The sequence below is a fragment of the Gordonia sp. NPDC003376 genome (assembly GCF_053589235.1).
This window is the reverse complement of sequence record NZ_JBSFRM010000003.1, coordinates 97,638-117,969: the sequence shown is the minus strand read 5'-3', so window position 1 is coordinate 117,969 and position 20,332 is coordinate 97,638. Positions and strand designations below refer to the sequence as shown.

The 20,332-nt window shown below is 67.7% G+C and carries 14 protein-coding genes and 1 pseudogene; 13 read left to right on the top strand and 2 right to left on the bottom strand.

From position 1 onward, the window contains the following. The first annotated feature begins 2 nt into the window (after nucleotides 1-2). The 11 genes from hisI to pyk all read left to right on the top strand — a co-directional run bounded on the left by hisI (nucleotide 3) and on the right by pyk (nucleotide 15,708). Complete coding sequence (hisI, locus tag ACWDUA_RS04565) at nucleotides 3-362, top strand: phosphoribosyl-AMP cyclohydrolase (RefSeq protein WP_449749816.1); 360 nt, start codon at nucleotides 3-5, stop codon at nucleotides 360-362. Continuing rightward, on the top strand, nucleotides 290-682 hold the full coding sequence (locus ACWDUA_RS04560) for a tautomerase family protein (protein ID WP_449750038.1): 393 nt from the start codon (nucleotides 290-292) through the stop codon (nucleotides 680-682). Before hisI ends, ACWDUA_RS04560 begins: the two co-directional genes overlap by 73 nt. Then, the gene (locus tag ACWDUA_RS04555) at nucleotides 679-2,265 is read left to right on the top strand and encodes an anthranilate synthase component I (protein WP_449749815.1); all 1,587 of its coding nucleotides are present in this window, start codon (nucleotides 679-681) and stop codon (nucleotides 2,263-2,265) included. The genes ACWDUA_RS04560 and ACWDUA_RS04555 overlap by 4 nt, the downstream gene beginning before the upstream one ends. Continuing rightward, nucleotides 2,258-3,061: a TIGR02234 family membrane protein gene (locus ACWDUA_RS04550; RefSeq protein ID WP_449749814.1), complete on the top strand. Its 804-nt coding sequence runs from the start codon at nucleotides 2,258-2,260 to the stop codon at nucleotides 3,059-3,061. Before ACWDUA_RS04555 ends, ACWDUA_RS04550 begins: the two co-directional genes overlap by 8 nt. A 106-nt stretch (nucleotides 3,062-3,167) precedes the next feature. Continuing rightward, nucleotides 3,168-3,986 carry an indole-3-glycerol phosphate synthase TrpC gene (gene trpC / locus ACWDUA_RS04545; protein ID WP_449749813.1) on the top strand — a complete coding sequence of 273 codons (819 nt, stop codon included), beginning with the start codon at nucleotides 3,168-3,170 and terminating at the stop codon, nucleotides 3,984-3,986. A 66-nt stretch (nucleotides 3,987-4,052) separates the two neighbouring features. Then, nucleotides 4,053-5,396, top strand: coding sequence for a tryptophan synthase subunit beta (gene trpB, locus ACWDUA_RS04540; RefSeq protein ID WP_449750037.1), 1,344 nt, complete (start codon nucleotides 4,053-4,055; stop codon nucleotides 5,394-5,396). Further along, entirely contained in the window at nucleotides 5,393-6,217 is an 825-nt protein-coding gene (gene trpA, locus ACWDUA_RS04535) for a tryptophan synthase subunit alpha (protein ID WP_449749812.1), read from the top strand. Before trpB ends, trpA begins: the two co-directional genes overlap by 4 nt. Nucleotides 6,218-6,281: 64 nt before the next feature. Continuing rightward, nucleotides 6,282-7,901 (top strand): prolipoprotein diacylglyceryl transferase, encoded by a 1,620-nt coding sequence (lgt, locus tag ACWDUA_RS04530; RefSeq protein ID WP_449749811.1) that lies wholly within the window; start codon nucleotides 6,282-6,284, stop codon nucleotides 7,899-7,901. 198 nt (nucleotides 7,902-8,099) lie between these two features. Beyond that, nucleotides 8,100-12,671, top strand: coding sequence for a glutamate synthase large subunit (gltB, locus tag ACWDUA_RS04525; RefSeq protein ID WP_449749810.1), 4,572 nt, complete (start codon nucleotides 8,100-8,102; stop codon nucleotides 12,669-12,671). Further along, nucleotides 12,664-14,169: a glutamate synthase subunit beta gene (locus ACWDUA_RS04520; RefSeq protein WP_449749809.1), complete on the top strand. Its 1,506-nt coding sequence runs from the start codon at nucleotides 12,664-12,666 to the stop codon at nucleotides 14,167-14,169. The genes gltB and ACWDUA_RS04520 overlap by 8 nt, the downstream gene beginning before the upstream one ends. Before the next feature lie 105 nt (nucleotides 14,170-14,274). Next, nucleotides 14,275-15,708 (top strand): pyruvate kinase, encoded by a 1,434-nt coding sequence (gene pyk / locus ACWDUA_RS04515; RefSeq protein ID WP_449749808.1) that lies wholly within the window; start codon nucleotides 14,275-14,277, stop codon nucleotides 15,706-15,708. A 463-nt stretch (nucleotides 15,709-16,171) separates the two neighbouring features. On the opposite strand, the gene ACWDUA_RS04510 is transcribed toward pyk, so the two are convergent. Both ACWDUA_RS04510 and ACWDUA_RS04505 read right to left on the bottom strand, forming a co-directional pair. Further along, complete coding sequence (locus tag ACWDUA_RS04510) at nucleotides 16,172-16,381, bottom strand: dodecin (protein ID WP_449749807.1); 210 nt, start codon at nucleotides 16,379-16,381, stop codon at nucleotides 16,172-16,174. Nucleotides 16,382-16,516: 135 nt separating this feature from the next. Continuing rightward, nucleotides 16,517-17,116, bottom strand: coding sequence for a CHAP domain-containing protein (locus ACWDUA_RS04505; protein ID WP_449750036.1), 600 nt, complete (start codon nucleotides 17,114-17,116; stop codon nucleotides 16,517-16,519). Nucleotides 17,117-17,271: 155 nt separating this feature from the next. Here ACWDUA_RS04505 and ACWDUA_RS04500 point away from each other — a divergent pair, with 155 nt between their 5' ends. Both ACWDUA_RS04500 and ACWDUA_RS04495 read left to right on the top strand, forming a co-directional pair. Next, nucleotides 17,272-18,150, top strand: a complete 879-nt coding sequence (locus tag ACWDUA_RS04500) for an acyl-CoA thioesterase (protein ID WP_449749806.1) — start codon at nucleotides 17,272-17,274, stop codon at nucleotides 18,148-18,150. 122 nt (nucleotides 18,151-18,272) lie between these two features. Further along, nucleotides 18,273-20,200 (top strand): annotated as a pseudogene (locus ACWDUA_RS04495) (ABC transporter ATP-binding protein/permease); the annotation flags it as partial. Between the last annotated feature and the right edge of the window lie 132 nt (nucleotides 20,201-20,332).

The window sequence follows — 20,332 nt, the reverse complement described above, 5'->3', positions numbered from 1 at the left end:
CGATGGCCCTCGACCCCGAGTTGTCGGCGAAGCTCAAACGCAACGACGACGGCCTGTTCGCCGCGATCGCGCAGGAACGCGAGACCGGCATCGTGCTGATGATGGCGTGGATGGACGACACCGCGCTCGAACGCACCCTGGCGACCCGCAAGGCCACGTACTACTCCCGGTCACGGCAGCAGTACTGGGTCAAGGGGGAGACCAGCGGGCACACGCAGTACGTGCACGACGTGCGCCTCGACTGTGACGGCGACACCCTGTTGCTGGTCGTCGACCAGGTGGGTGCGGCCTGCCACACCGGCAACCACAGCTGTTTCGACACGCCGTCGCTGCCGTTCGGCGAGGACGCCCCGGCCACCTGATCTGCGCACCGACGACACCTGGGACAATCGGACCCGGAGGCGGCCGGTGCCGGCGACGGAGAACCAGGACGGCAGGATCGGGCCACCAGAGCCGGACCGAGCAGCGTCCGCACAGACTTGACGACGAAAGGCGAGCAGGTATGCCCCTGATCCAGATCTCGCAGACCCCCGGACTCTCCGACCGGGTCAAACGGGAGACCATTGCCGCGGTCACCGAGGCCTACGCCCGGGCCACCGGCAAGAATCCGGATTCGGTGTGGGTGACGATCACCGAGGTCCCGCGGTCGCAGTGGGGCGTCGGCGGCGAGCCGCTCGGATGAGCGCGACCACCGCGCCGGGCGCGTCCGACACCACCACGACCCTCGCCGAGTTCCTGGACCTGGCGGCCGATCACCGCGTCGTGCCGGTGACCCGCAAGGTGCTCGCCGACTCGGAGACCCCGTTGTCGGCGTACCGCAAGCTCGCCGGAGACCGTCCGGGCACCTTCCTGCTCGAGTCGGCGGAGAACGGCCGGTCGTGGTCGCGCTGGTCGTTCATCGGTGCCGGTGCACCGTCGGCGCTGACCGTCGTCGACGGCAAGGCGCACTGGTGGGGAACGGTTCCGTCCGGCGCCCCGGTCGACGGTGACCCGCTGACCGTCCTCGCCGAGTCGCTGGAGCTGCTGGCCACCGACCCGCTGCCCGATCTGCCGCCGCTGACCGGGGGATTCGTCGGCTTCATGGCCTACGACATGGTCCGGCGTCTGGAACGCCTGCCCGAGACCACCGTCGACGACCTGGGTCTGCCGGACCTGATGATGCTGCTGGCCACCGACCTGGCCGCAGTCGACCATCACGAGGGCACGATCACCCTGATCGCCAACGCGGTCAACTGGGACGGGACCGCCGAGCGCGCCGCCGAGGCGTACGCCGACTCCGTCGCCCGGCTGGATCGGATGACCGATGCGCTGGCCTCACCGGCTCCGTCGACGGTGTCCCACTTCAGCCGGCCCGCACCGGATTTCACGGTGCAGCGCAGTCGCGAGGAGTACCACGAGATCGTTCGGTCGGTGATCGGCGAGATCGAGGCCGGCGAGGCCTTCCAGGTGGTGCCGTCGATGCGATTCGAGATGGACTCCGACGCCGATCCGGTGGACATCTACCGGGTGTTGCGTGCCTCCAACCCGAGTCCGTACATGTACCTGCTGCGCATGCCGACCGGTCCGGAGGGCAGCGACTGCGAACCGATCACCATCGTCGGCTCCAGCCCGGAGGCCCTGGTCACCGTGTCCGACCGGGTGGCCACCACGCACCCGATCGCGGGGACCCGCTGGCGTGGCGCCACCGATGAGGAAGACCAGTTGCTCGGCAAGGGCCTGCTCGAGGACGAGAAGGAGAACGCCGAGCACCTGATGCTCGTCGATCTCGGCCGTAACGACCTGGGCCGGGTGTGCCGTCCGGGTACCGTCAAGGTGAGTGACTACCGGCACATCGAGCGCTACAGCCACGTGATGCACCTGGTGTCGACGGTGTCGGGGACGCTGCGTGAGGACAAGAACGCCCTCGATGCGGTCACCGCCTGCTTTCCGGCGGGCACCCTGACGGGCGCACCCAAGGTGCGTGCGATGGAGATCATCGACGAGCACGAGATCACCCGGCGCGGTCTCTACGGCGGCATCGTCGGCTACCTCGACTTCGCGGGCAACGCCGACACCGCCATCGCGATCCGCACCGCACTGATCAAGCAGGGACGCGCCTACGTGCAGGCCGGTGGCGGCGTGGTCGCCGACAGCGATCCCGACTACGAATACAACGAGGCGCGCAACAAGGCGACGGCAGTGCTCAACGCCGTGGCCGCCGCGTCCACGATGCGACGGGTCGGCGCCGCACCGGAGCCCGAGGAGGCGACCCGCCCAGATGAGTGACCAGCAGGACCCGACCCCGTCGGACGCACCGGAGCCCGACTCCGGACCCGACCGCAGCGCCCCCGGCGGCCTCGATGACGCCGCCGGCAAGACCACCCGCGGCGCCGTGGCCATCCGGCGCACCAAGATCGTCGCGGCGGTCCTGATGGCCGCGGCGGCGGCCGCGTTCTGGGCTGCGTCGCGGCTGACGTGGGCGACCGTGTTCGCCGGGGACGGGATGTCCCCGGACCGGTACATGACGGTCAAGGGCGCCGACTGGAGTCCGTGGCTGACGCCGTTGGCGCTGGTGCTGTTGGCAGCGATCCTGGCTGCGTTCTCGCTGCGGGGATGGGCACTGCGGATTCTGGCGGTGCTGGTGGCCGCCGGTGGCGTGCTGGCGGCCTTCCCTGCGCTGTCGATGGCCACGAGTGGGTCGGACTCGCTGTATGCGGCCCGCGCGATCGACCTTGCCGACCGCTACGTCGTCCGGCTGACCACCACCAACGCATGGGTGGCGATCGTGGTGCTGGCCGGAACGCTCTGCTGCGTCGGCGCGGGTGTACTGCTGATGCGTGCCGCGTCCGGGGCGGGCATGTCGAGCAAGTACCGCACCCCGGCGGCCCGCCGGGAGGAGCTCGAACGGCAGGTCTTCGCCGACTACGAACGGCGAAGGTCCGGCGATGCGGAGTCGGCGGGTGACGACACCTCCGCCGACGGGTCGCGGGGTACGTCGAAGGCCGATCCGAAGCCGCAGACCAACGAGCGGATGATGTGGGATGCGCTCGACACGGGGATCGACCCGACCGACCCGCACTGAGTGATCACTTGTGCGCAAGGGACTGTGAGGTAACCCGCGCACGGGCCGTCCGGAGTCGCGGACTACCCTGGTGCGGGCAAGGATCGCGGGAAAGGGAACATCTGTCGTGAGCACTCCCAGCGTCCTCGATTCGATCATCGAGGGAGTCAAGGCCGACGTCGCCGCGCGCGAGGCGGTCATCGATTTCGAGGCCGTCAAGGCGGCCTCGCTGAAGGCCCCCGAGCCCAAGGACGTGATGGCGGCCCTGCGGGAACCGGGTATCGGGGTGATCGCAGAGGTGAAGCGGGCCAGCCCGTCCAAGGGTGAGCTGGCGACCATCGCCGACCCCGCCGAACTGGCATCGGCCTACGAGGCCGGTGGCGCACGGATCATCAGCGTGCTCACCGAGGAGCGTCGCTTCCACGGTTCGCTCGCCGACCTCGATGCGGTTCGCGCCGCGGTGAACATCCCGGTGTTGCGCAAGGACTTCATCGTCGGGCCGTACCAGATCCACGAGGCCCGCGCGCACGGTGCCGACATGATCCTGCTGATCGTGGCGGCGCTCGAACAGAACGTGCTGTCGTCGCTGCTCGACCGCACCGAGAGCCTGGGTATGACCGCGCTCGTCGAGGTGCACACCGAGGAAGAGGCCAACCGTGCGCTCGAGGCCGGCGCGTCGGTCGTCGGCGTCAACAATCGCAACCTGAAGACCCTCGAGGTCGATCGCGACAACTTCTCCCGCATCGCTCCGGGGCTGCCGACCAAGGTCATCCGCGTCGCCGAGTCGGGGGTTCGTGGCACTGCCGACCTGCTGGCCTTCGCCGGCGCCGGCGCCGATGCCGTTCTGGTGGGGGAGGGTCTGGTCACCAGCGGCGATCCGCGTGTGGCGGTGTCCGAGCTGGTCACCGCCGGCACCCATCCGTCCTGTCCGAAACCTGTTCGCTGAGCGCGACGTCCGGCCGCGGCCGGAGTCGCCGACGAACCCAGTGCAGTCAGTGAGTTCTCTGTGACGATCGAGCACGGCGACCAGTCGGTCGCCTCATCCGCACCCGCGGCCGGCCTGCCGACCGCCAGCCAGGGCGTGTCCACCCGCACGTCGATCGAACCCGACGAGGGCGGACACTTCGGGGTCTATGGCGGGCGTCATCTGCCCGAGGCGCTGATGGCGGTCATCGACGAGGTGACCGTCACCTACGAGAAGATGCGCACCGACCGCGAGTACCTCGGTGAGCTCGATCGGCTGCAGCGCGACTACACCGGCCGGCCCTCACCGCTGTACGAGGCCCGGCGCCTGAGCGAATTTGCCGGTGGCGCAAGGATCTTCCTCAAGCGTGAAGATCTCAACCACACCGGGTCGCACAAGATCAACAACGTGCTCGGCCAGGCGTTGCTGGCCCAGCGCATGGGCAAGACCCGGGTCATCGCGGAGACCGGTGCCGGTCAGCACGGCGTGGCCACGGCCACCGCCTGTGCACTGCTCGGCATGGAGTGCGTGGTGTACATGGGTCGTGTCGACACCGACCGGCAGTCCCTCAACGTCGCCCGGATGCGCCTGCTCGGCGCCGAGGTGATCGCCGTCGACACCGGTTCGGCCACCCTCAAGGACGCGATCAACGAGGCGATGCGTGACTGGGTCACCAACGCGCACAACACCTATTACTGCTTCGGTACCGCCGCGGGGCCACATCCGTTCCCGCTGCTGGTGCGCGACCTGCAGCGGATCATCGGCATGGAGGCGCGGGCCCAGATCCTCGCCGCCGAGGGCCGCCTGCCCGACGCCGTGACCGCCTGTATCGGTGGCGGTTCCAATGCGATCGGCATCTTCCATCCGTTCATCGACGACGCCGACGTCCGCCTGGTCGGCTTCGAGGCGGCCGGTGACGGCGTGGAGACCGGTCGGCATGCGGCCACCTTCACCGGTGGCACGCCCGGCGCCTTCCAGGGCGCCTATTCCTACCTGCTGCAGGATGAGGACGGCCAGACCATCGAGTCGCACTCGATCTCGGCCGGGCTGGACTACCCGGGCGTCGGTCCCGAGCACGCCTACCTCAAGGACATCGGCCGCGCCGAGTACCGCCCGGTCACCGACACCGAGGCGATGGAGGCGTTGAGTCTGCTGAGCCGCCGCGAGGGCATCATCCCGGCCATCGAGTCGGCCCACGCCGTCGCCGGTGCCCTGGAGCTCGGCAAGGAACTGGGCGAGGGCGCCATCATCGTGGTGTCGCTGTCGGGTCGTGGCGACAAGGATGTCGACACCGCCGCGCACTGGTTCCACCTGTTCGATCCGCCGCCGTCCGAAGCCGAGGCCGGGGTCACCGCACCGACCGCCGCGAGCACCGAGGAGACCACCCGATGACCGCCGCCGCGTCGACGCACCGCGCCGCCGACTCCAAGCTGGGTCCGGTGTTCGAGAAGTGTCGCGAGCAGGGGCGGGCCGCGCTGATCGGCTATCTGCCGGTCGGGTTCCCGACGGTGCCCGCCTCGGTGGAGTCGTTCCGCACGATGGTCGAGGCCGGCTGCGACATCATCGAGGTCGGCATCCCGTACTCCGACCCGGTGATGGACGGCCCCACCATCCAGGAGGCCGCCGACCTGGCGCTGACCAACGGCGTGCGGGTGCGTGACGTGTTCATCGCGGTCAAGGCGATCACCGAGGCCGGCGGAACCGCCGTGGTGATGAGCTACTGGAACCTGATCCTGCAGTACGGCGTCGACGAGTTCGCCCGCGACCTCGCCGCGGCCGGTGGAGCCGGAGTGATCACGCCCAACCTGATCCCGGAGGAGGGGGGCGCCTGGCACGCCGCCTCCGACAAGTACGGACTCGATCGCATCTACCTGGTCGCGCCGTCGTCCACGCCGGAGCGGATCGCGCTCACCGTCGACTCGTGCCGTGGATTCGTCTACGCGGCATCGACGATGGGTGTCACGGGTGCCCGCGATGCCGTCTCCGACGCCGCGCCGGAGCTGTGTGCACGTGTCCGTGCCCACTCCGACATCCCGATCGGCGTCGGTCTGGGCGTGCGGAATCGGCAGCAGGCCGCCGACATCGCCTCGTATGCCGACGGCGTGATCGTCGGGTCGGCGCTGGTGACCGCGGCCAAGGCCGGTGACCACCACCTGCGTGAGCTCGTCGCCGAACTGGCCGAGGGTGTGGCCCACCCGACCACACCCCGGTAGACCCGCACACCGGCCGGACCCGGGCGTCGCCGGAACGGTGTCCGGGTTCGGCTAGTGTGTGACCGTGATCGCGCCGACTACCACGCTGCTCGCCTACATTCCGAGTCCACCGCAAGGTGTCTGGCATCTGGGAGCGGTCCCGCTGCGCGCCTACGCGCTGTGCATCATCGTGGGCATCGTCATCGCCGTCTGGTGGGGCGATCGCCGATGGCAGGCCCGCGGTGGTCAGCCCGGCGAGGTCCTCGACATCGCGATCTGGGCGGTGCCGTTCGGCCTGATCGGCGGCCGCATCTATCACGTCCTCACCGACTGGCAGATCTACTTCGGCGACGGGCCGAAGTCCCCGATGGACGTCTTCCGGATCTGGGACGGCGGTCTCGGAATCTGGGGAGCGGTGATCTTCGGTGCGCTCGGTGCCTGGATCGGCGCACGCCTGGCCGGGATCCGGCTGCCCGCCTTCGGTGATGCGATCGCCCCGCCGATCCTGTTGGCGCAGGCCATCGGTCGACTCGGCAACTACTTCAACCAGGAACTCTACGGTCGTGAGACCACGCTGCCGTGGGGTCTGGAGATCTACGAACGCACCGACGGCTACCAGACGGGGCCGGGTCTGATCAACGGTCACTCCACCGGAGTCGTGTACTCGGTGGTGCAACCGACGTTCCTCTACGAGTTGCTGTGGAACGTGCTCGTGGTGATCGTGCTGGTGCTGCTCGACCGGTACCTGCGGATCGGTCACGGTCGTCTGTTCGCGTTGTACGTGGCCGGCTACTGTGTCGGCCGGTTCGTCGTGGAGCTGCTCCGTTCCGACACCGCCTACACGATGATCGCCGGTGTCCGGATCAACGTGTTCACCGCGGCCGTCCTGTTCGTCGCCGCCGCCATCTACTTCGTGGTGGCGACCAAGGGGCGCGAGCAGGGCCTGGAGATGTACCACCCGCGTCGCGCCGCGGAGCTGCGGGCCGAAGGGGTTCTCGGGTACGTCGACGATCAGATCGTCGACGAGGTGGACGACGAGGTGGGCGACGAGGTGGACCCGCTCGCCGGAGGCGCGGAACCAGCGGCCGCTGTCGACGAGATCCCCGCACCCGCGGATGACGGGACCGTCGATGCCGAGGTTGCAGGCGACGACACCAGGACGCCCGAAGGTGAGCCGGACGCGACACTTCTCGGTGAGACGGGCACTGGCGAGACGGCTGCGGACATCTCAACCGGCGACACCACCACGGAGGCGGGGGACCTCCCGAGCGAATCGGGCGCTGATACCGACGACGCCGACACCACCGTCACCGACGCCGCCGCCCCGGACGCGACGGGTACCCCGGACGAGATGGGCGCCGACAAGGCGGGCGCCGACGAGGAGGCTCCCAGCGAGGAGGAGGCTCTCAGCGAGGAGGAGGACTCTGCGGCCGAGGCGAGCACCCCTGCCGACGAGACCCCCGCCGAGGAGACGCCTGCCGGGGAGACCCCCACCGACGCATCCGCCGAGCCCGCTACCGACGAGCCCGCAACCGACGACACCGACGACGCCCCCGACGACGTCGTCGACGCCGCTCCCGGGGCCCACGGCGAGGCCGGGCAGGACGCCCCGGCCGGGTCCGGCGCAACCGCCGGGCCGCCAGCCGACACGACCGCCGGACCGGCAGCCGACGCCGCGAGCGAGGACCAGTCGCGCACGTCGTGAGCTGTTCCGTGCGTCATACGATCAACACCACATCTGAAAACCGGCCTTCTCCACCGACACCGGGACGTGAGGTCGGATAAACTCGTGTTTCACGGTCTACGGCAGCCCCACGTCCGCAGACCGGTGCAAGCTCCTCGGGCCAGCGCTGTCCCTGCGGACATCGACCATACGATTCGTCAGAATCCGGTGGAGGTAGTGATGTTGTTTTCGGCGCTCCCGGCAAAGCAGGGCCTCTATGACCCCGAGGCCGAGGTCGATTCGTGCGGTGTGGCCATGGTCACCGATATCTACGGCCGTCGATCACACTCGATCGTCGCCGACGGTCTGCTCGCACTCGAGAATCTCGAACACCGCGGCGCGGCCGGTGCGGAGGCCAACAGCGGTGACGGTGCCGGCATCCTGATCCAGCTGCCCGACGAGCTCCTGCGCGCCACCGTCGACTTCGCCCTGCCCGCCCCGTCGCAGTCGGGGGAGAACACCTACGCCGCGGGCACCTGTTTCCTACCCGCCGACGCCGATCTCCGCGCCGCGGCCCAGGCGCGGGTCACCGACCTCGCCGCCGCCGAGGGGATCACCGTCCTCGGGTGGCGGGATCTCCCGGTCGATCCCGCCGGCGCCGATATCGGTGCCACGGCCGTCGCGTGCATGCCGCACATGGCGCAGCTGTTCGTCACCGTCGACCCGTCCACCGGTACCCATCGGCTCTCCGGGGTCGACCTCGACCGGGCGATCTACCCGTTCCGCAAGCAGGCCGAGCGCGTCACCCCGGAGATCGAGCAGGCGGGCACCGGCCTGTACTTCCCGTCGTTGTCGAGCCGCACGATGGTCTACAAGGGCATGCTCACCACCATGCAGCTGCCGCTGTACTACCCGGATCTGCGTGACGAGCGCTGCCTGAGCGCCATCGCAATCGTCCACTCCCGGTTCTCCACCAACACCTTTCCGTCCTGGCCGCTGGCGCACCCGTTCCGCTTCGTCGCCCACAACGGCGAGATCAACACCGTGCGCGGCAACCGCAACCGCATGCGGGCCCGTGAGGCCATGCTCGCCACCGACCTGATCCCCGGCGACCTCAAACGGTGCTTCCCCATCTGCACCCCGGAGGCATCGGACTCCGCGTCACTGGACGAGGTCCTCGAACTCCTTCATCTCGGCGGGCGCAGCGTCGCACACGCGGTGATGCTGATGGTCCCCGAGGCCTGGGAGAACGTGCCGTCGATGGACCCCAGACGACGCGCCTTCCTGCAGTTCAACGCCTCCCTGATGGAGGCATGGGACGGCCCCGCATGCGTCACCTTCACCGACGGCAAGGTGGTCGGCGCGGTTCTCGACCGCAACGGTCTGCGTCCGGGGCGCTGGTGGCAGACCCGTGACGGTCGCGTCATCCTGGCCTCCGAGGCCGGGGTCCTCGACGTCCCGGTCGACGACGTCGTCTCCAAGGGCCGCCTCGAGCCCGGCAAGATGTTCCTCGTCGACACCGTCGAGGGCCGGATCATCCCGGACGAGGAGATCAAGGGCTCCCTTATCCACGACGAGCCGTACGACGAGTGGCTGCACGCCGGTCTGCTCGACATCGCGACCCTGCCGGGGCGCCCGGTCTACAAGCCCAACCACGACACCGTCGTCCGCCGGCAGGTGTCCTTCGGCTACACCGAGGAGGACCTGCGTGTCCTGCTCACCCCGATGGCCGCCTCCGGCTACGAACCGCTCGGTTCGATGGGCACCGACACCCCGGTCGCGGTGCTCTCCCAGCGTTCCCGGTTGCTCTACGACTACTTCGTGGAGCTGTTCGCACAGGTGACCAATCCGCCGCTGGACGCCATCCGGGAGGAGATCGTCACCTCCATGGGCCGCGTCATGGGTCCGGAGCAGAATCTGCTGAAGCCCACCGCGGCGTCGTGCAGGCAGATCATGCTGCACTGGCCGGTGATCGACAACGACGATCTCGCGAAGCTCGTCCACATCAACGACGACGGTGAGCATCCGGGACTGTCGGCCAAGGTGTTGCACGGGCTCTACGAGGTCGCCGACGGCGGTGAGGGCCTGGCGCGTGCGCTCGAGGACCTGCGGATGCGGGCCAGTCAGGCGATCGCCGAGGGGCACCACACCCTGGTGATCTCCGACCGCCACACCGATCGTGACCATGCCCCGATCCCGTCGCTGCTGGCCACCTCCGCGGTGCATCATCACCTGGTGCGTACCAAGGAGCGCACCAAGGTCGCGCTCGTCGTCGAGTCCGGTGATGCCCGCGAGGTCCACCACATCGCCCTGCTGATCGGTTTCGGTGCCGCCGCGGTCAACCCCTACCTGGCGCTCGAGTCCATCGCCGACCTGATCGGCGAGGGCGAGCTGACCGGTGTCGCCGCGTCCAAGGCGATCCGTAACTACATCGAGGCACTCGGCAAGGGAGTGCTCAAGGTGATGAGCAAGATGGGCATCTCCACCATCTCCTCCTACACCGCCTCACAGGCCTTCGAGGCCGTCGGCCTCTCGTCGGCGGTCGTCAAGGAGTACTTCACCCGCACGGTCTCCCGGATCGAGGGTGTCGGTCTCGACGAACTCGCCGAGGAGGTGCGCATCCGCCACCACCGCGCCTTTCCAGAGAACGCCACCGAGCAGGTGTACCGCCGGCTGGAGGTGGGCGGCGAGTACCAGTACCGCCGCGAGGGTGAGCTGCACGTGTTCACACCGGAGACGGTGTTCCTGCTGCAGCACGCCACCAAGACCGGCCGCGACGACGTCTTCGCGAAGTACTCCGACGAGGTCAACCGGCTGTCGGCCGAGGGCGGCACCCTGCGTGGACTGTTCGAACTCGACCTCACCTCCCGGGATCCGATCCCGCTCGACGAGGTCGAGCCGGTAGAGGCGATCATGACCCGCTTCAACACCGGGGCCATGAGCTACGGGTCGATCTCGGCGGAGGCCCACGAGACCATCGCGATCGCGATGAACCGCATCGGTGCCCGGTCGAACTCGGGGGAGGGTGGCGAGGACGTCGACCGTCTCTACGATCCGGAACGTCGCAGTGCGGTCAAGCAGGTCGCCTCCGGCCGGTTCGGCGTGACCAGCGACTACCTGATCAACGCCACCGACATCCAGATCAAGATGGCGCAGGGCGCGAAGCCCGGTGAAGGCGGTCAGCTCCCGGCGTACAAGGTGTACCCGTGGATCGCCAAGACCCGGCATTCCACGCCGGGCGTCGCCCTGATCTCGCCACCGCCGCACCACGACATCTACTCGATCGAGGATCTCGCGCAGCTGATCCACGACCTGAAGAACGCCAACTCGCAGGCCCGCATCCACGTGAAGCTGGTCAGCGCGGTGGGGGTCGGTACCGTGGCGACCGGCGTGTCCAAGGCGCATGCCGACGTCGTGCTGATCTCCGGTCACGACGGCGGTACCGGCGCCTCCCCGCTGACCTCGCTCAAGCACGCCGGAACCCCCTGGGAGATCGGTCTCGCCGACGCCCAGCAGACGTTGATGCTCAACGGATTACGTGATCGCATCACCGTGCAGTGTGACGGTGCCCTGCGCACCGCCCGGGACGTGATCATGGCCGCGCTGCTCGGTGCCGAGGAGTACGGCTTCTCCACCGCTCCGCTGATCGTGTCCGGCTGCATCATGATGCGGGTGTGCCACCTCGACACCTGCCCGGTGGGCGTGGCCACCCAGAACCCGCAGCTGCGGTCGCGGTTCACCGGCCAGGCCGAGCACATCGTCAACTTCTTCAGGTTCATCGCCGAGGACGTACGGAAGTACTTGGCGCAGTTGGGGTATCGAACCCTCGATGAGGCGATCGGCCAATCTCAGCGGCTGCACACCGACACCGCCGTGGCGCACTGGAAGAGCAAGGGACTCGACCTGACGCCGATCTTCCGGCGCATCGAGGACAAGGGACCCACCCGTCGCGTGCGCGGCCAGGACCACGGCCTCGACAAGGCCCTCGACCAGACCCTCATCCAGCTCGCCGAGGGTGCGCTGGAAGACGCCCACCCGGTGACCCTGGAACTGCCGGTCCGCAACGTCAACCGCACAGTCGGAACGCTGCTGGGCTCGGAGGTCACTCGCCGCTACGGTGCCGCGGGCCTCTCCGAGGACACCATCGTCGTCAATCTCAGTGGATCCGCCGGACAGTCGCTCGGCGCGTTCCTGCCGCCGGGCGTCACCATCAACCTCACCGGCGACACCAACGACTACGTCGGAAAGGGCTTGTGTGGCGGCAAGATCGTCGTCGCCCCGCACCCCGACGCGTGGTTCATCGCCGAAGACCAGGTGATCGCCGGCAACACCATCCTCTACGGTGCCACCTCCGGCGAGCTGTACCTGCGAGGCAAGGTGGGCGAACGGTTCTCGGTTCGCAACTCCGGTGCGACCGCCGTCGTCGAGGGCGTCGGCGACCACGCCTGCGAGTACATGACCGGCGGCCGCGTCGTCATCCTCGGACCCACCGGCCGCAACATGGCCGCCGGGATGTCCGGCGGCATGGCCTACGTCTACGACCTCGACGCGTCGAAGGTCAACATGGCGATGGTCGAACTCCTACGACCCGACCCCGACGACCTGTTGTGGCTGCAACAGGCCATCGCCAAACACACCGAGCAGACCGGGTCGGCCATCGGTGCATCGATGCTGGCCGACTGGCCACGCCGATGCCTCGGCTTCACCAAGGTCATGCCCACCGATTACAAGCGGGTCCTCGACGCGGCCAGAATGGCCGAAGCCGAAGGGCGCGACGTCGATTCAGCGATCATGGAGGCGGCACGTGGCTGACCCACGAGGATTTTTGGAGGTCTCCAAGAAGGAGGCCCGCTACCGGCCCGCGACCGAACGGGTCCACGACTGGGAAGACGTCTACGAGCACAGCATGAACCCCGCCGGGGCGCTCGAGGAGGTCGGCGAGCAGGCCCGTCGGTGCATGGACTGCGGTATTCCGTTCTGTCACTCCGGAAGCGCGGGCTGCCCCTTGGGTAACCTGATCCCGGAATGGAACGACCTCGTCCGTCGGGGGCGTTGGGATGCGGCGAGCAGCCGGCTGCACGCCACCAACAACTTCCCGGAGTTCACCGGGATGGTCTGTCCCGCGCCCTGTGAGGCCGCGTGCGTGCTGTCCATCTCCGACCGCACCACCGGCGGCAGCGTCACCATCAAACGGATCGAGAAGACCATCGCCTACGAGTCGTGGGCCGAGGGGATAATCGGCCCGGAGCCGCCCGCTGCCACGACCGGCAGGTCCGTGGCGGTCGTGGGCTCGGGCCCTGCAGGACTCGCCGCCGCGCAGCAACTCACGCGCGCCGGGCACGACGTGACCGTCTACGAGAAGGACGACCGACTCGGCGGCCTCCTGCGGTACGGCATCCCCGAGTACAAGCTCCAGAAGTCCGACATCGACCGCCGAATCGCCCAGATGCGTGCCGAGGGAACCGAATTCGTCACCGGATGCGACGTCGGCACCACCCTTACGGTGGCCGACCTCAAAGCCCGCCACGAAGCCGTCGTCCTCGCCATCGGTGCGATGGCGGCCCGCGACAACCCCGTCCCCGGACGCGACCTCACCGGTGTGCACCTCGCGATGGAACACCTCGTGCCCGCCAACCGCGAATGCGAGGGCGACGGGCCGTCGCCGATCACGGCCAAGGACAAGCACGTCGTCATCATCGGTGGCGGCGACACCGGCGCCGACTGCCTGGGCACCGCCCACCGACAAGGAGCGGCGTCGGTGGTGCAGCTCGACTACAACCCCGAACTGCCCATCGACCGCGACGACGACCGCTCACCCTGGCCGACCTGGCCGCTCGTCATGCGCACGTCGTCGGCACACGATGAAGGCGGACAACGGAAATACCAGGTCGCCGTGCAGCGGTTCGTCGGCGACGCCGACGGCAACGTCACCACCCTGGTGCTCGCCGAGGTCCAGGTGGTCCGCGAACCCGACGGCCGCCGCGTCATCACCCCCGTCGGCGACGAATTCGAGATCCCGTGCGAACTCGCCCTGTTCGCAATCGGTTTCGAGGGCGTGGAACGCGGCCCCCTGCTCACCGGCCTCGCCCTCGAACCCAACAAGCGTGGCGCACTCTCGTGCGGAAGCGACTGGCAGACCGACGCCCCCGGCGTCTTCGTCTGTGGCGACGCCCACCGCGGCGCATCGCTCGTCGTGTGGGCGATCGCCGAAGGCCGGTCGGCGGCACGCGCCGTCGACGAGTTCCTGATGGGCGCATCCGATCTGCCGTCGCCGGTCCGACCCGCGGCACTCCCGCTGTCGGTGCGGTGAAAACCGCTGCGCAACAGGCGTGTCGTCGGAACATCGCATTGCCGGGCGATGACAAGTCGTGACGGCGGATAGAGAAGCCGAAACGACCGGACTAAGGTGGACACCGTGACGCGCCGTACGAAGATCGTTTGCACCCTGGGCCCTGCCACCAATACCGAAGAACGACTGAAGGAACTGGTCGAAGCCGGTATGGACGTGGCACGACTGAACTTCAGTCACGGTACCCACGATGACCACCGCACCGTCTACCAGCGAGTGCGGCGAGCGGGTGACGCCACCGAGAAGGCCGTCGGCATTCTCGCGGACCTGCAGGGCCCCAAGATCCGCCTCGGCAAGTTCGTCGACGACGGTGCCCTCAACGGCCAGGTCATGTGGAACACCGGCGACGAGGTCCGCATCACCGTCGACGACATCGTCGGCACCAAGGACCGGGTCTCCACCACCTACGCCCAGCTGGCCGAGGACGCGGAAGCCGGTGACCGCCTCCTCGTCGACGACGGCAAGGTCGGTCTCGAGGTCACCGCCGTCGAGGGCAACGACGTGGTCTGCACCGTCACCGAAGGCGGCCCGGTGAGCAACAACAAGGGTCTGAGCCTGCCCGGCGTCAAGACCTCCATCCCCGCACTCAGTGAGAAGGACATCGACGACCTCGAGTTCGCCCTCGAACTCGGCGTCGACCTGGTCGCCCTGTCCTTCGTGCGAAGCCCGTCGGACATCGAGCTCGTCCACGAGGTCATGGACCGTGTCGGCCGCCGCGTACCGGTCATCGCCAAGCTCGAGAAGCCCGAGGCGATCGACAACCTCGAAGCCATCGTGCTCGCCTTCGACGGCGTCATGGTGGCCCGCGGCGACCTCGGCGTCGAACTACCCCTCGAGCAGGTGCCGCTGGTCCAGAAGCGCGCCATCCAGATGGCCCGCGAGAACGCCAAACCGGTCATCGTCGCCACCCAGATGCTCGACTCCATGATCGAGAACTCCCGGCCCACCCGTGCCGAGGCCTCCGATGTCGCCAACGCCGTCCTCGACGGCGCCGACGCCGTCATGCTCTCCGGCGAGACCTCGGTGGGCAAATGGCCACTCGAGACCGTCGGCACCATGAACCGCATCTGCCAGGCCGTCGAATCCGGCTCCCGCGACGTCCCTCCGCTCTCGCATGTGCCCCGCACCAAGCGCGGCATCATCTCCTACGCCGCCCGCGACATCGGTGAGCGACTCGAGGTGAAGGCCATGGTCGCCTTCACCCAGTCCGGCGACACCGTCCGACGCCTCGCCCGCCTGCACTCGCGGCTACCGCTGCTGGCCTTCACGCCCACCCAGGCCGTCCGCAGCCAACTCGCACTCAGCTGGGGCACCGAGACATTCATCGTCGACAAGGTCGACACCACCGACCACATGATCGACCAGGTCGACCACCAGCTCCTCAAGATCGGACGACTCAAGGTCGGCGACGTCGTCGTCATCGTCGCCGGCGCCCCGCCCGGCACCGTCGGCTCCACCAACATGATCCACGTGCACCGGATCGGTGAACAGGACCACTGAGTTCGATTGCGTCGGAAGCCGCGGTGCGCCCAGGTGCGCCGCGGCTTCCTCCTCATCGCATCGGTCGCAAGCTCCCGCGCACTTCGTCGTGCAGGCGCGGCGCGGGCGCACCGCGTTTCCGACGCGAGGCGCGGTTCGGATGCTCAGTCGGCGAATTCGGTGATTGAGCCGATGAGGAGCGGAGCGACGAGGCGTGTCGAAATCTTCGTGGGCCGGGTGCGCAAGGTGACCGGCGAATTCGGTGATTGAGCCGATGAGGAGCGGAGCGACGAGGCGTGTCGAAATCTTCGTGGGTCGGGTGCGCAAGGTGACCAGCTCTGAGGTGGTCAGGTCCTGACGTCGGCCGAGGAGGTTCGACGGCCGGTGGGCCTTCCGGCGCGAGGACGTCCCGCTCGACCGGCGCGGGCATGCGCCGGTCGAGCAGTCGTTCTACGCAACAACTGTCGGGCGGGAGGACACCGACTCACCCCTCGATCTTGAAACCGATCTTCAGTCGCACCTGGAAGTGCGCGATCTGGCCGTCCTCGATGTGTCCGCGCGTCTCTGTGACCTCGAACCAGTCCAGGTGATTCACAGTCTCCGATGCCCGCGTTATCGCGTTGCGGATGGCGTCGTCGGTGCCCGACGTCGATGAACCGACGACCTCGATCACTCGATACACATTGTCAGACAAGGGTATTCCTTTCGGATTCGAGAACTCCGACCGCGATGCCGCGACCGGGCCGACTCGTGCCGACCTCTCCCTTGTCTACCCCGCTTCACCGTGGCGTCCACCTCGAATCGACAAACCGAGACTGGGCTGCGTCACTCATTGGTGCGTGTCGTCGTCGCGCCGGATGACGCTCCTGCCGAACCCGACGACGCCGCCGTCGGAAGCCCAGTCCAGACGGTGGACCCGAATCCGGCCCATCTCGTTGCCGCCAACAGTGGTGGCCGTACTGCCGTCGACGGCGACCACGATGTTCGTGTGTTGACCGAATCCCGAGCTCCGGTCGTACAGGACGACGTCGCCCACACGGGGTGTGCGTCCGCCGACCGGCTCGAATCGGCCGTTGTCCTCGTAGAACTCCTGCAGGGTGTAGACGCCCGGTATGCGCCAGTGCCCGGAATTGGGATTCGACAACGGCTGACCGGCCTCACGCAGAATCCAGGTGACGAAGTCCGCGCACCACGCCTCGTCGACACCCTCGGAGTAGAACGTGCCCGGGCGCTGCGCGGCGTGCTCGCGACGCAGGAGGTCGACGATGAGCGCCTGCGCCGGTGTGAGACCTGGGGTATCGACCGGGATCTCGGCGGTGTCCCACGGCAACCATCGTTCCGGGGCCGATCGAACGGCGAGAACACCCACACCGACGACGACGATCAACGCCGCGGCCAATGCGGCCCACACACGTCGTCGGCGGCGCATGGAACGGCCGTTGCGGGTCGTCGTCGCCGCCGCCTCGGCGACGTGATCGCTGGTCACCCCGACGAGTGTAGAGATCGTCGACGCGCGGATCGGGCTGCGGAATCGTCGATCGCCCCGGCCTTCTGACCGGTGGGGTCACGGCCTAGGGTGGTCGCATGACAGCGGAACGCTCCGGCGACCTCGGCAAACTCCTCGACCTGCTCGACGTCGAGCAGCGCGACGACGATCTCTTCATCGGCCAGCACCCGGAGCAGAAGACCGCACGCACCTTCGGTGGGCAGATGCTCGGTCAGGGAGTGGTTGCGGCGGCGCGCAGCCTGACCCGTGGGCAGCCGCCGGTCCATGCGTTGCACGCCCACTTCATCCGCGGTGGCGACGTCAACAAGCCGATGGAGTACCACGTCGCACGGTTCCGTGACGGCAGGTCATTCGCCAACCGTCAGGTCACCGCGATGCAGGACGGCGAGGAGATCTTCACGATGCTCGTTGCCTTCCAGGACAATTCGGCCGGACTCGAGCATGCCGTCGAGATCCCGCAGGTACCCTACCCGGAGGAGCTGCCCCCGCTGGGTGAGCACTTCAAGGGTTTCGAGGACACGATCGCCACCTTCGTGAATGCGTTGCACCCCATCGACATCCGGTTCGCCAACGACCCGTCGTGGAAGATGCGCACAGCGGGGGAGACGCTGCGCGACAACCGCGTCTGGATGAAGACGGACGGCGTGATGCCCGACGACCCGATCATGCATGTCGCCGCGATGTGTTACGCCTCCGACACCACCGTGCTGGACTCGATCATCACCACTCACGGACTGTCCTGGGGTATCGACCGGCTCTTCGCCGCCACCGTCAACCATTCCATGTGGTTCCACCGCGACTTCCGGTTCGACGAGTGGATGCTGTATGCCACCCGATCGCCGGTTGCCACCGGGTCCCGCGGGATGGGCTCAGGGCGATTCTGGATGCGCGACGGTACCCTCGCCACCTCGGTGGTGCAGGAAGCGCTGATCAAGTACTTCCCGCCCAAGAACTGAGGCGCCACCCCGGACGCCGTCGAACGACACCGACAACCGTCGGATCCCGTCGTGCAGTGCAAACCGCCACTGCGGGATACACTTCGGCGATCTGAGCGACCGAAGCCGGCCGAGGGGGGTTGATGGAGTACAGCATCGATTGGGGCACCGAGATCTGGGCGACCCTGCGGTGGATGGGTATCGTCTTCGCGATCACGCTCGTCGGATTTCTCGTAGTGGGATTCGTGCTTGCGCGATTCACCATGTGGGGCAAGCAGTTCTGGCGGGTCAGCGGCCGATTCTTCCTGGGGCCGCAGACCCGTACGGTCGCCTGGGGCTACCTGATCGGTCTCATGCTCCTCTCCCTGTTCGGGGTGCGATTGTCGGTGCTGCTCACCTATTTCAGCAACGACCTCTACACATCGCTGCAGATCGTGGGACAGGGTCTGACCGGCCAGGGGCCCGAGGGTGAGGCGATGCTCGAGGCCGGCAAGTCCGGGTTCTGGCACTCCATGGCCGTGTTCGGCATCCTCGCCGCGATCCACGTGGGACGCACTCTCCTCGAGATCTACGTCGGCAGCGCATTCGAGATCAAGTGGCGCTGGTGGCTCACCGAGAACGCGACGGCCGACTGGATGGGCGGTCGAGCGTTCTATCGCAACCGCTTCGTCGACATCGGTGATCGCCGCAAGGTTTCGGATATCCACCCAGGCATCGACAATCCGGATCAGCGGATCGAATCCGATATCACCAATCTCGCGAGTTCGAGCCGGGTGCTGGTGTTCAGCTCGGGTGGTTCCTCCACCGGTGGTGTGATCCCGGCGATCGTCACGATCGTCTCGTTCACCAAGATCCTCTGGGATCTGTCGGGTCCGATGACGTTGGGCGGGATCGAGATCCCGCGCATGATGGTGTGGTTGGTCTTCATGTACGTGCTGATCGCGACGGCTGTCGCATTCTGGATCGGCCCCTGATCCGCCTGAACTTCTGGCGGGAGCGTCTCACCGCGAACTTCCGCTACTCGCTCGTGCGCGTGCGCGACGGCGCCGAGAACGTCGCCTTCTACCGAGGCGAAGGCGTCGAACAGCATGGACTCATGACGCGATTCCGGGCGGTCATCGACAACTACTGGCAGATCATCTACCGGACGATGAAATTCGTGGGCTGGAACTTCAGCGTCACCCAGGTGTCGGCGGTGTTCCCGTATATCGTCCAGGCGCCGCGATTCTTCGACGGATCGATCAAACTCGGTGACATGTCCCAGACCGCCGGGGCATTCGGCAACGTCCACGACGCGCTCTCGTTCTTCCGGAACTCCTACGACGATTTCGCCAATCTGCGGGCGTCGATCCTGCGTCTCGACGGGCTCGAGGACGCCGACCTCAAGTCCCGCGCCCTACCCGAGATCGACACCGTCGACCGAGACGGCGCGGTGCAACTCACGGACGTCGGCATCACCACACCCAGCGGCGACGACCTGATCCGCGACCTGAACCTGACCCTCGGCCCTGGCGACGCGCTGGTGATCAAGGGGCGATCCGGGGCAGGCAAGAGCACCCTGTTGCGTGGACTGGCCGGGCTGTGGCCGTTCGTCGACGGCGAGTTCGCCCGTCCGCCGGGTGATCGCACCCTGTTCCTGTCGCAGATCCCGTACATCCCGCTCGGCGACCTCCGCACCGCCGTCGCCTACCCGGCGCTCCCCGACGCCGTCGGCGACGATGCCATCCGCGCGGCTCTCCAGCAGGTGTTCCTGCCTCATCTCGTGGCCCGGCTCGACGAGGAGGAGGACTGGTCAAAGGTACTCTCGCCGGGCGAGCAGCAGCGCGTGGCATTCGCACGAGTGTTGTTGACCCGGCCCGACGTGGTCTTCATGGACGAGGCGACCTCGGCGATCGACGAGGGACTCGAGTACTCCCTGTACTCACTGATCCGCACCGAACTCCCCGACACGATCGTCGTGTCGGTGAGCCACCGCAGCACCACCGACCGGCACCACACATCGGTTCTCGAGCTGACCGGTGGTGGGAGCTGGGACCTCCGTCCGGTGGACGGCGGTCGACCTCGGACCGACGGCCGGACAGCCGTTCCCGGCAGTGCTCTGACGAGTGATCTTCACCATCCGATTACCGATTACGGCATTCCGGACGCAACGCCCTGAGATCGCAGTACTGTGATTCGCATCACAACCGATTCTGCGATGCGA

What these genes read in the sequence shown, in the direction of transcription:
- hisI (WP_449749816.1), top strand. Translation starts at nt 3, where the DNA reads ATGGCCCTCGACCCCGAGTTGTCGGCGAAGCTCAAACGCAACGACGAC.
- ACWDUA_RS04555 (WP_449749815.1), top strand. Translation starts at nt 679, where the DNA reads ATGAGCGCGACCACCGCGCCGGGCGCGTCCGACACCACCACGACCCTC.
- ACWDUA_RS04550 (WP_449749814.1), top strand. Translation starts at nt 2,258, where the DNA reads ATGAGTGACCAGCAGGACCCGACCCCGTCGGACGCACCGGAGCCCGAC.
- trpA (WP_449749812.1), top strand. Translation starts at nt 5,393, where the DNA reads ATGACCGCCGCCGCGTCGACGCACCGCGCCGCCGACTCCAAGCTGGGT.
- gltB (WP_449749810.1), top strand. Translation starts at nt 8,100, where the DNA reads ATGTTGTTTTCGGCGCTCCCGGCAAAGCAGGGCCTCTATGACCCCGAG.
- ACWDUA_RS04505 (WP_449750036.1), bottom strand. Translation starts at nt 17,116, where the DNA reads ATGCGCCGCCGACGACGTGTGTGGGCCGCATTGGCCGCGGCGTTGATC.
- ACWDUA_RS04500 (WP_449749806.1), top strand. Translation starts at nt 17,272, where the DNA reads ATGACAGCGGAACGCTCCGGCGACCTCGGCAAACTCCTCGACCTGCTC.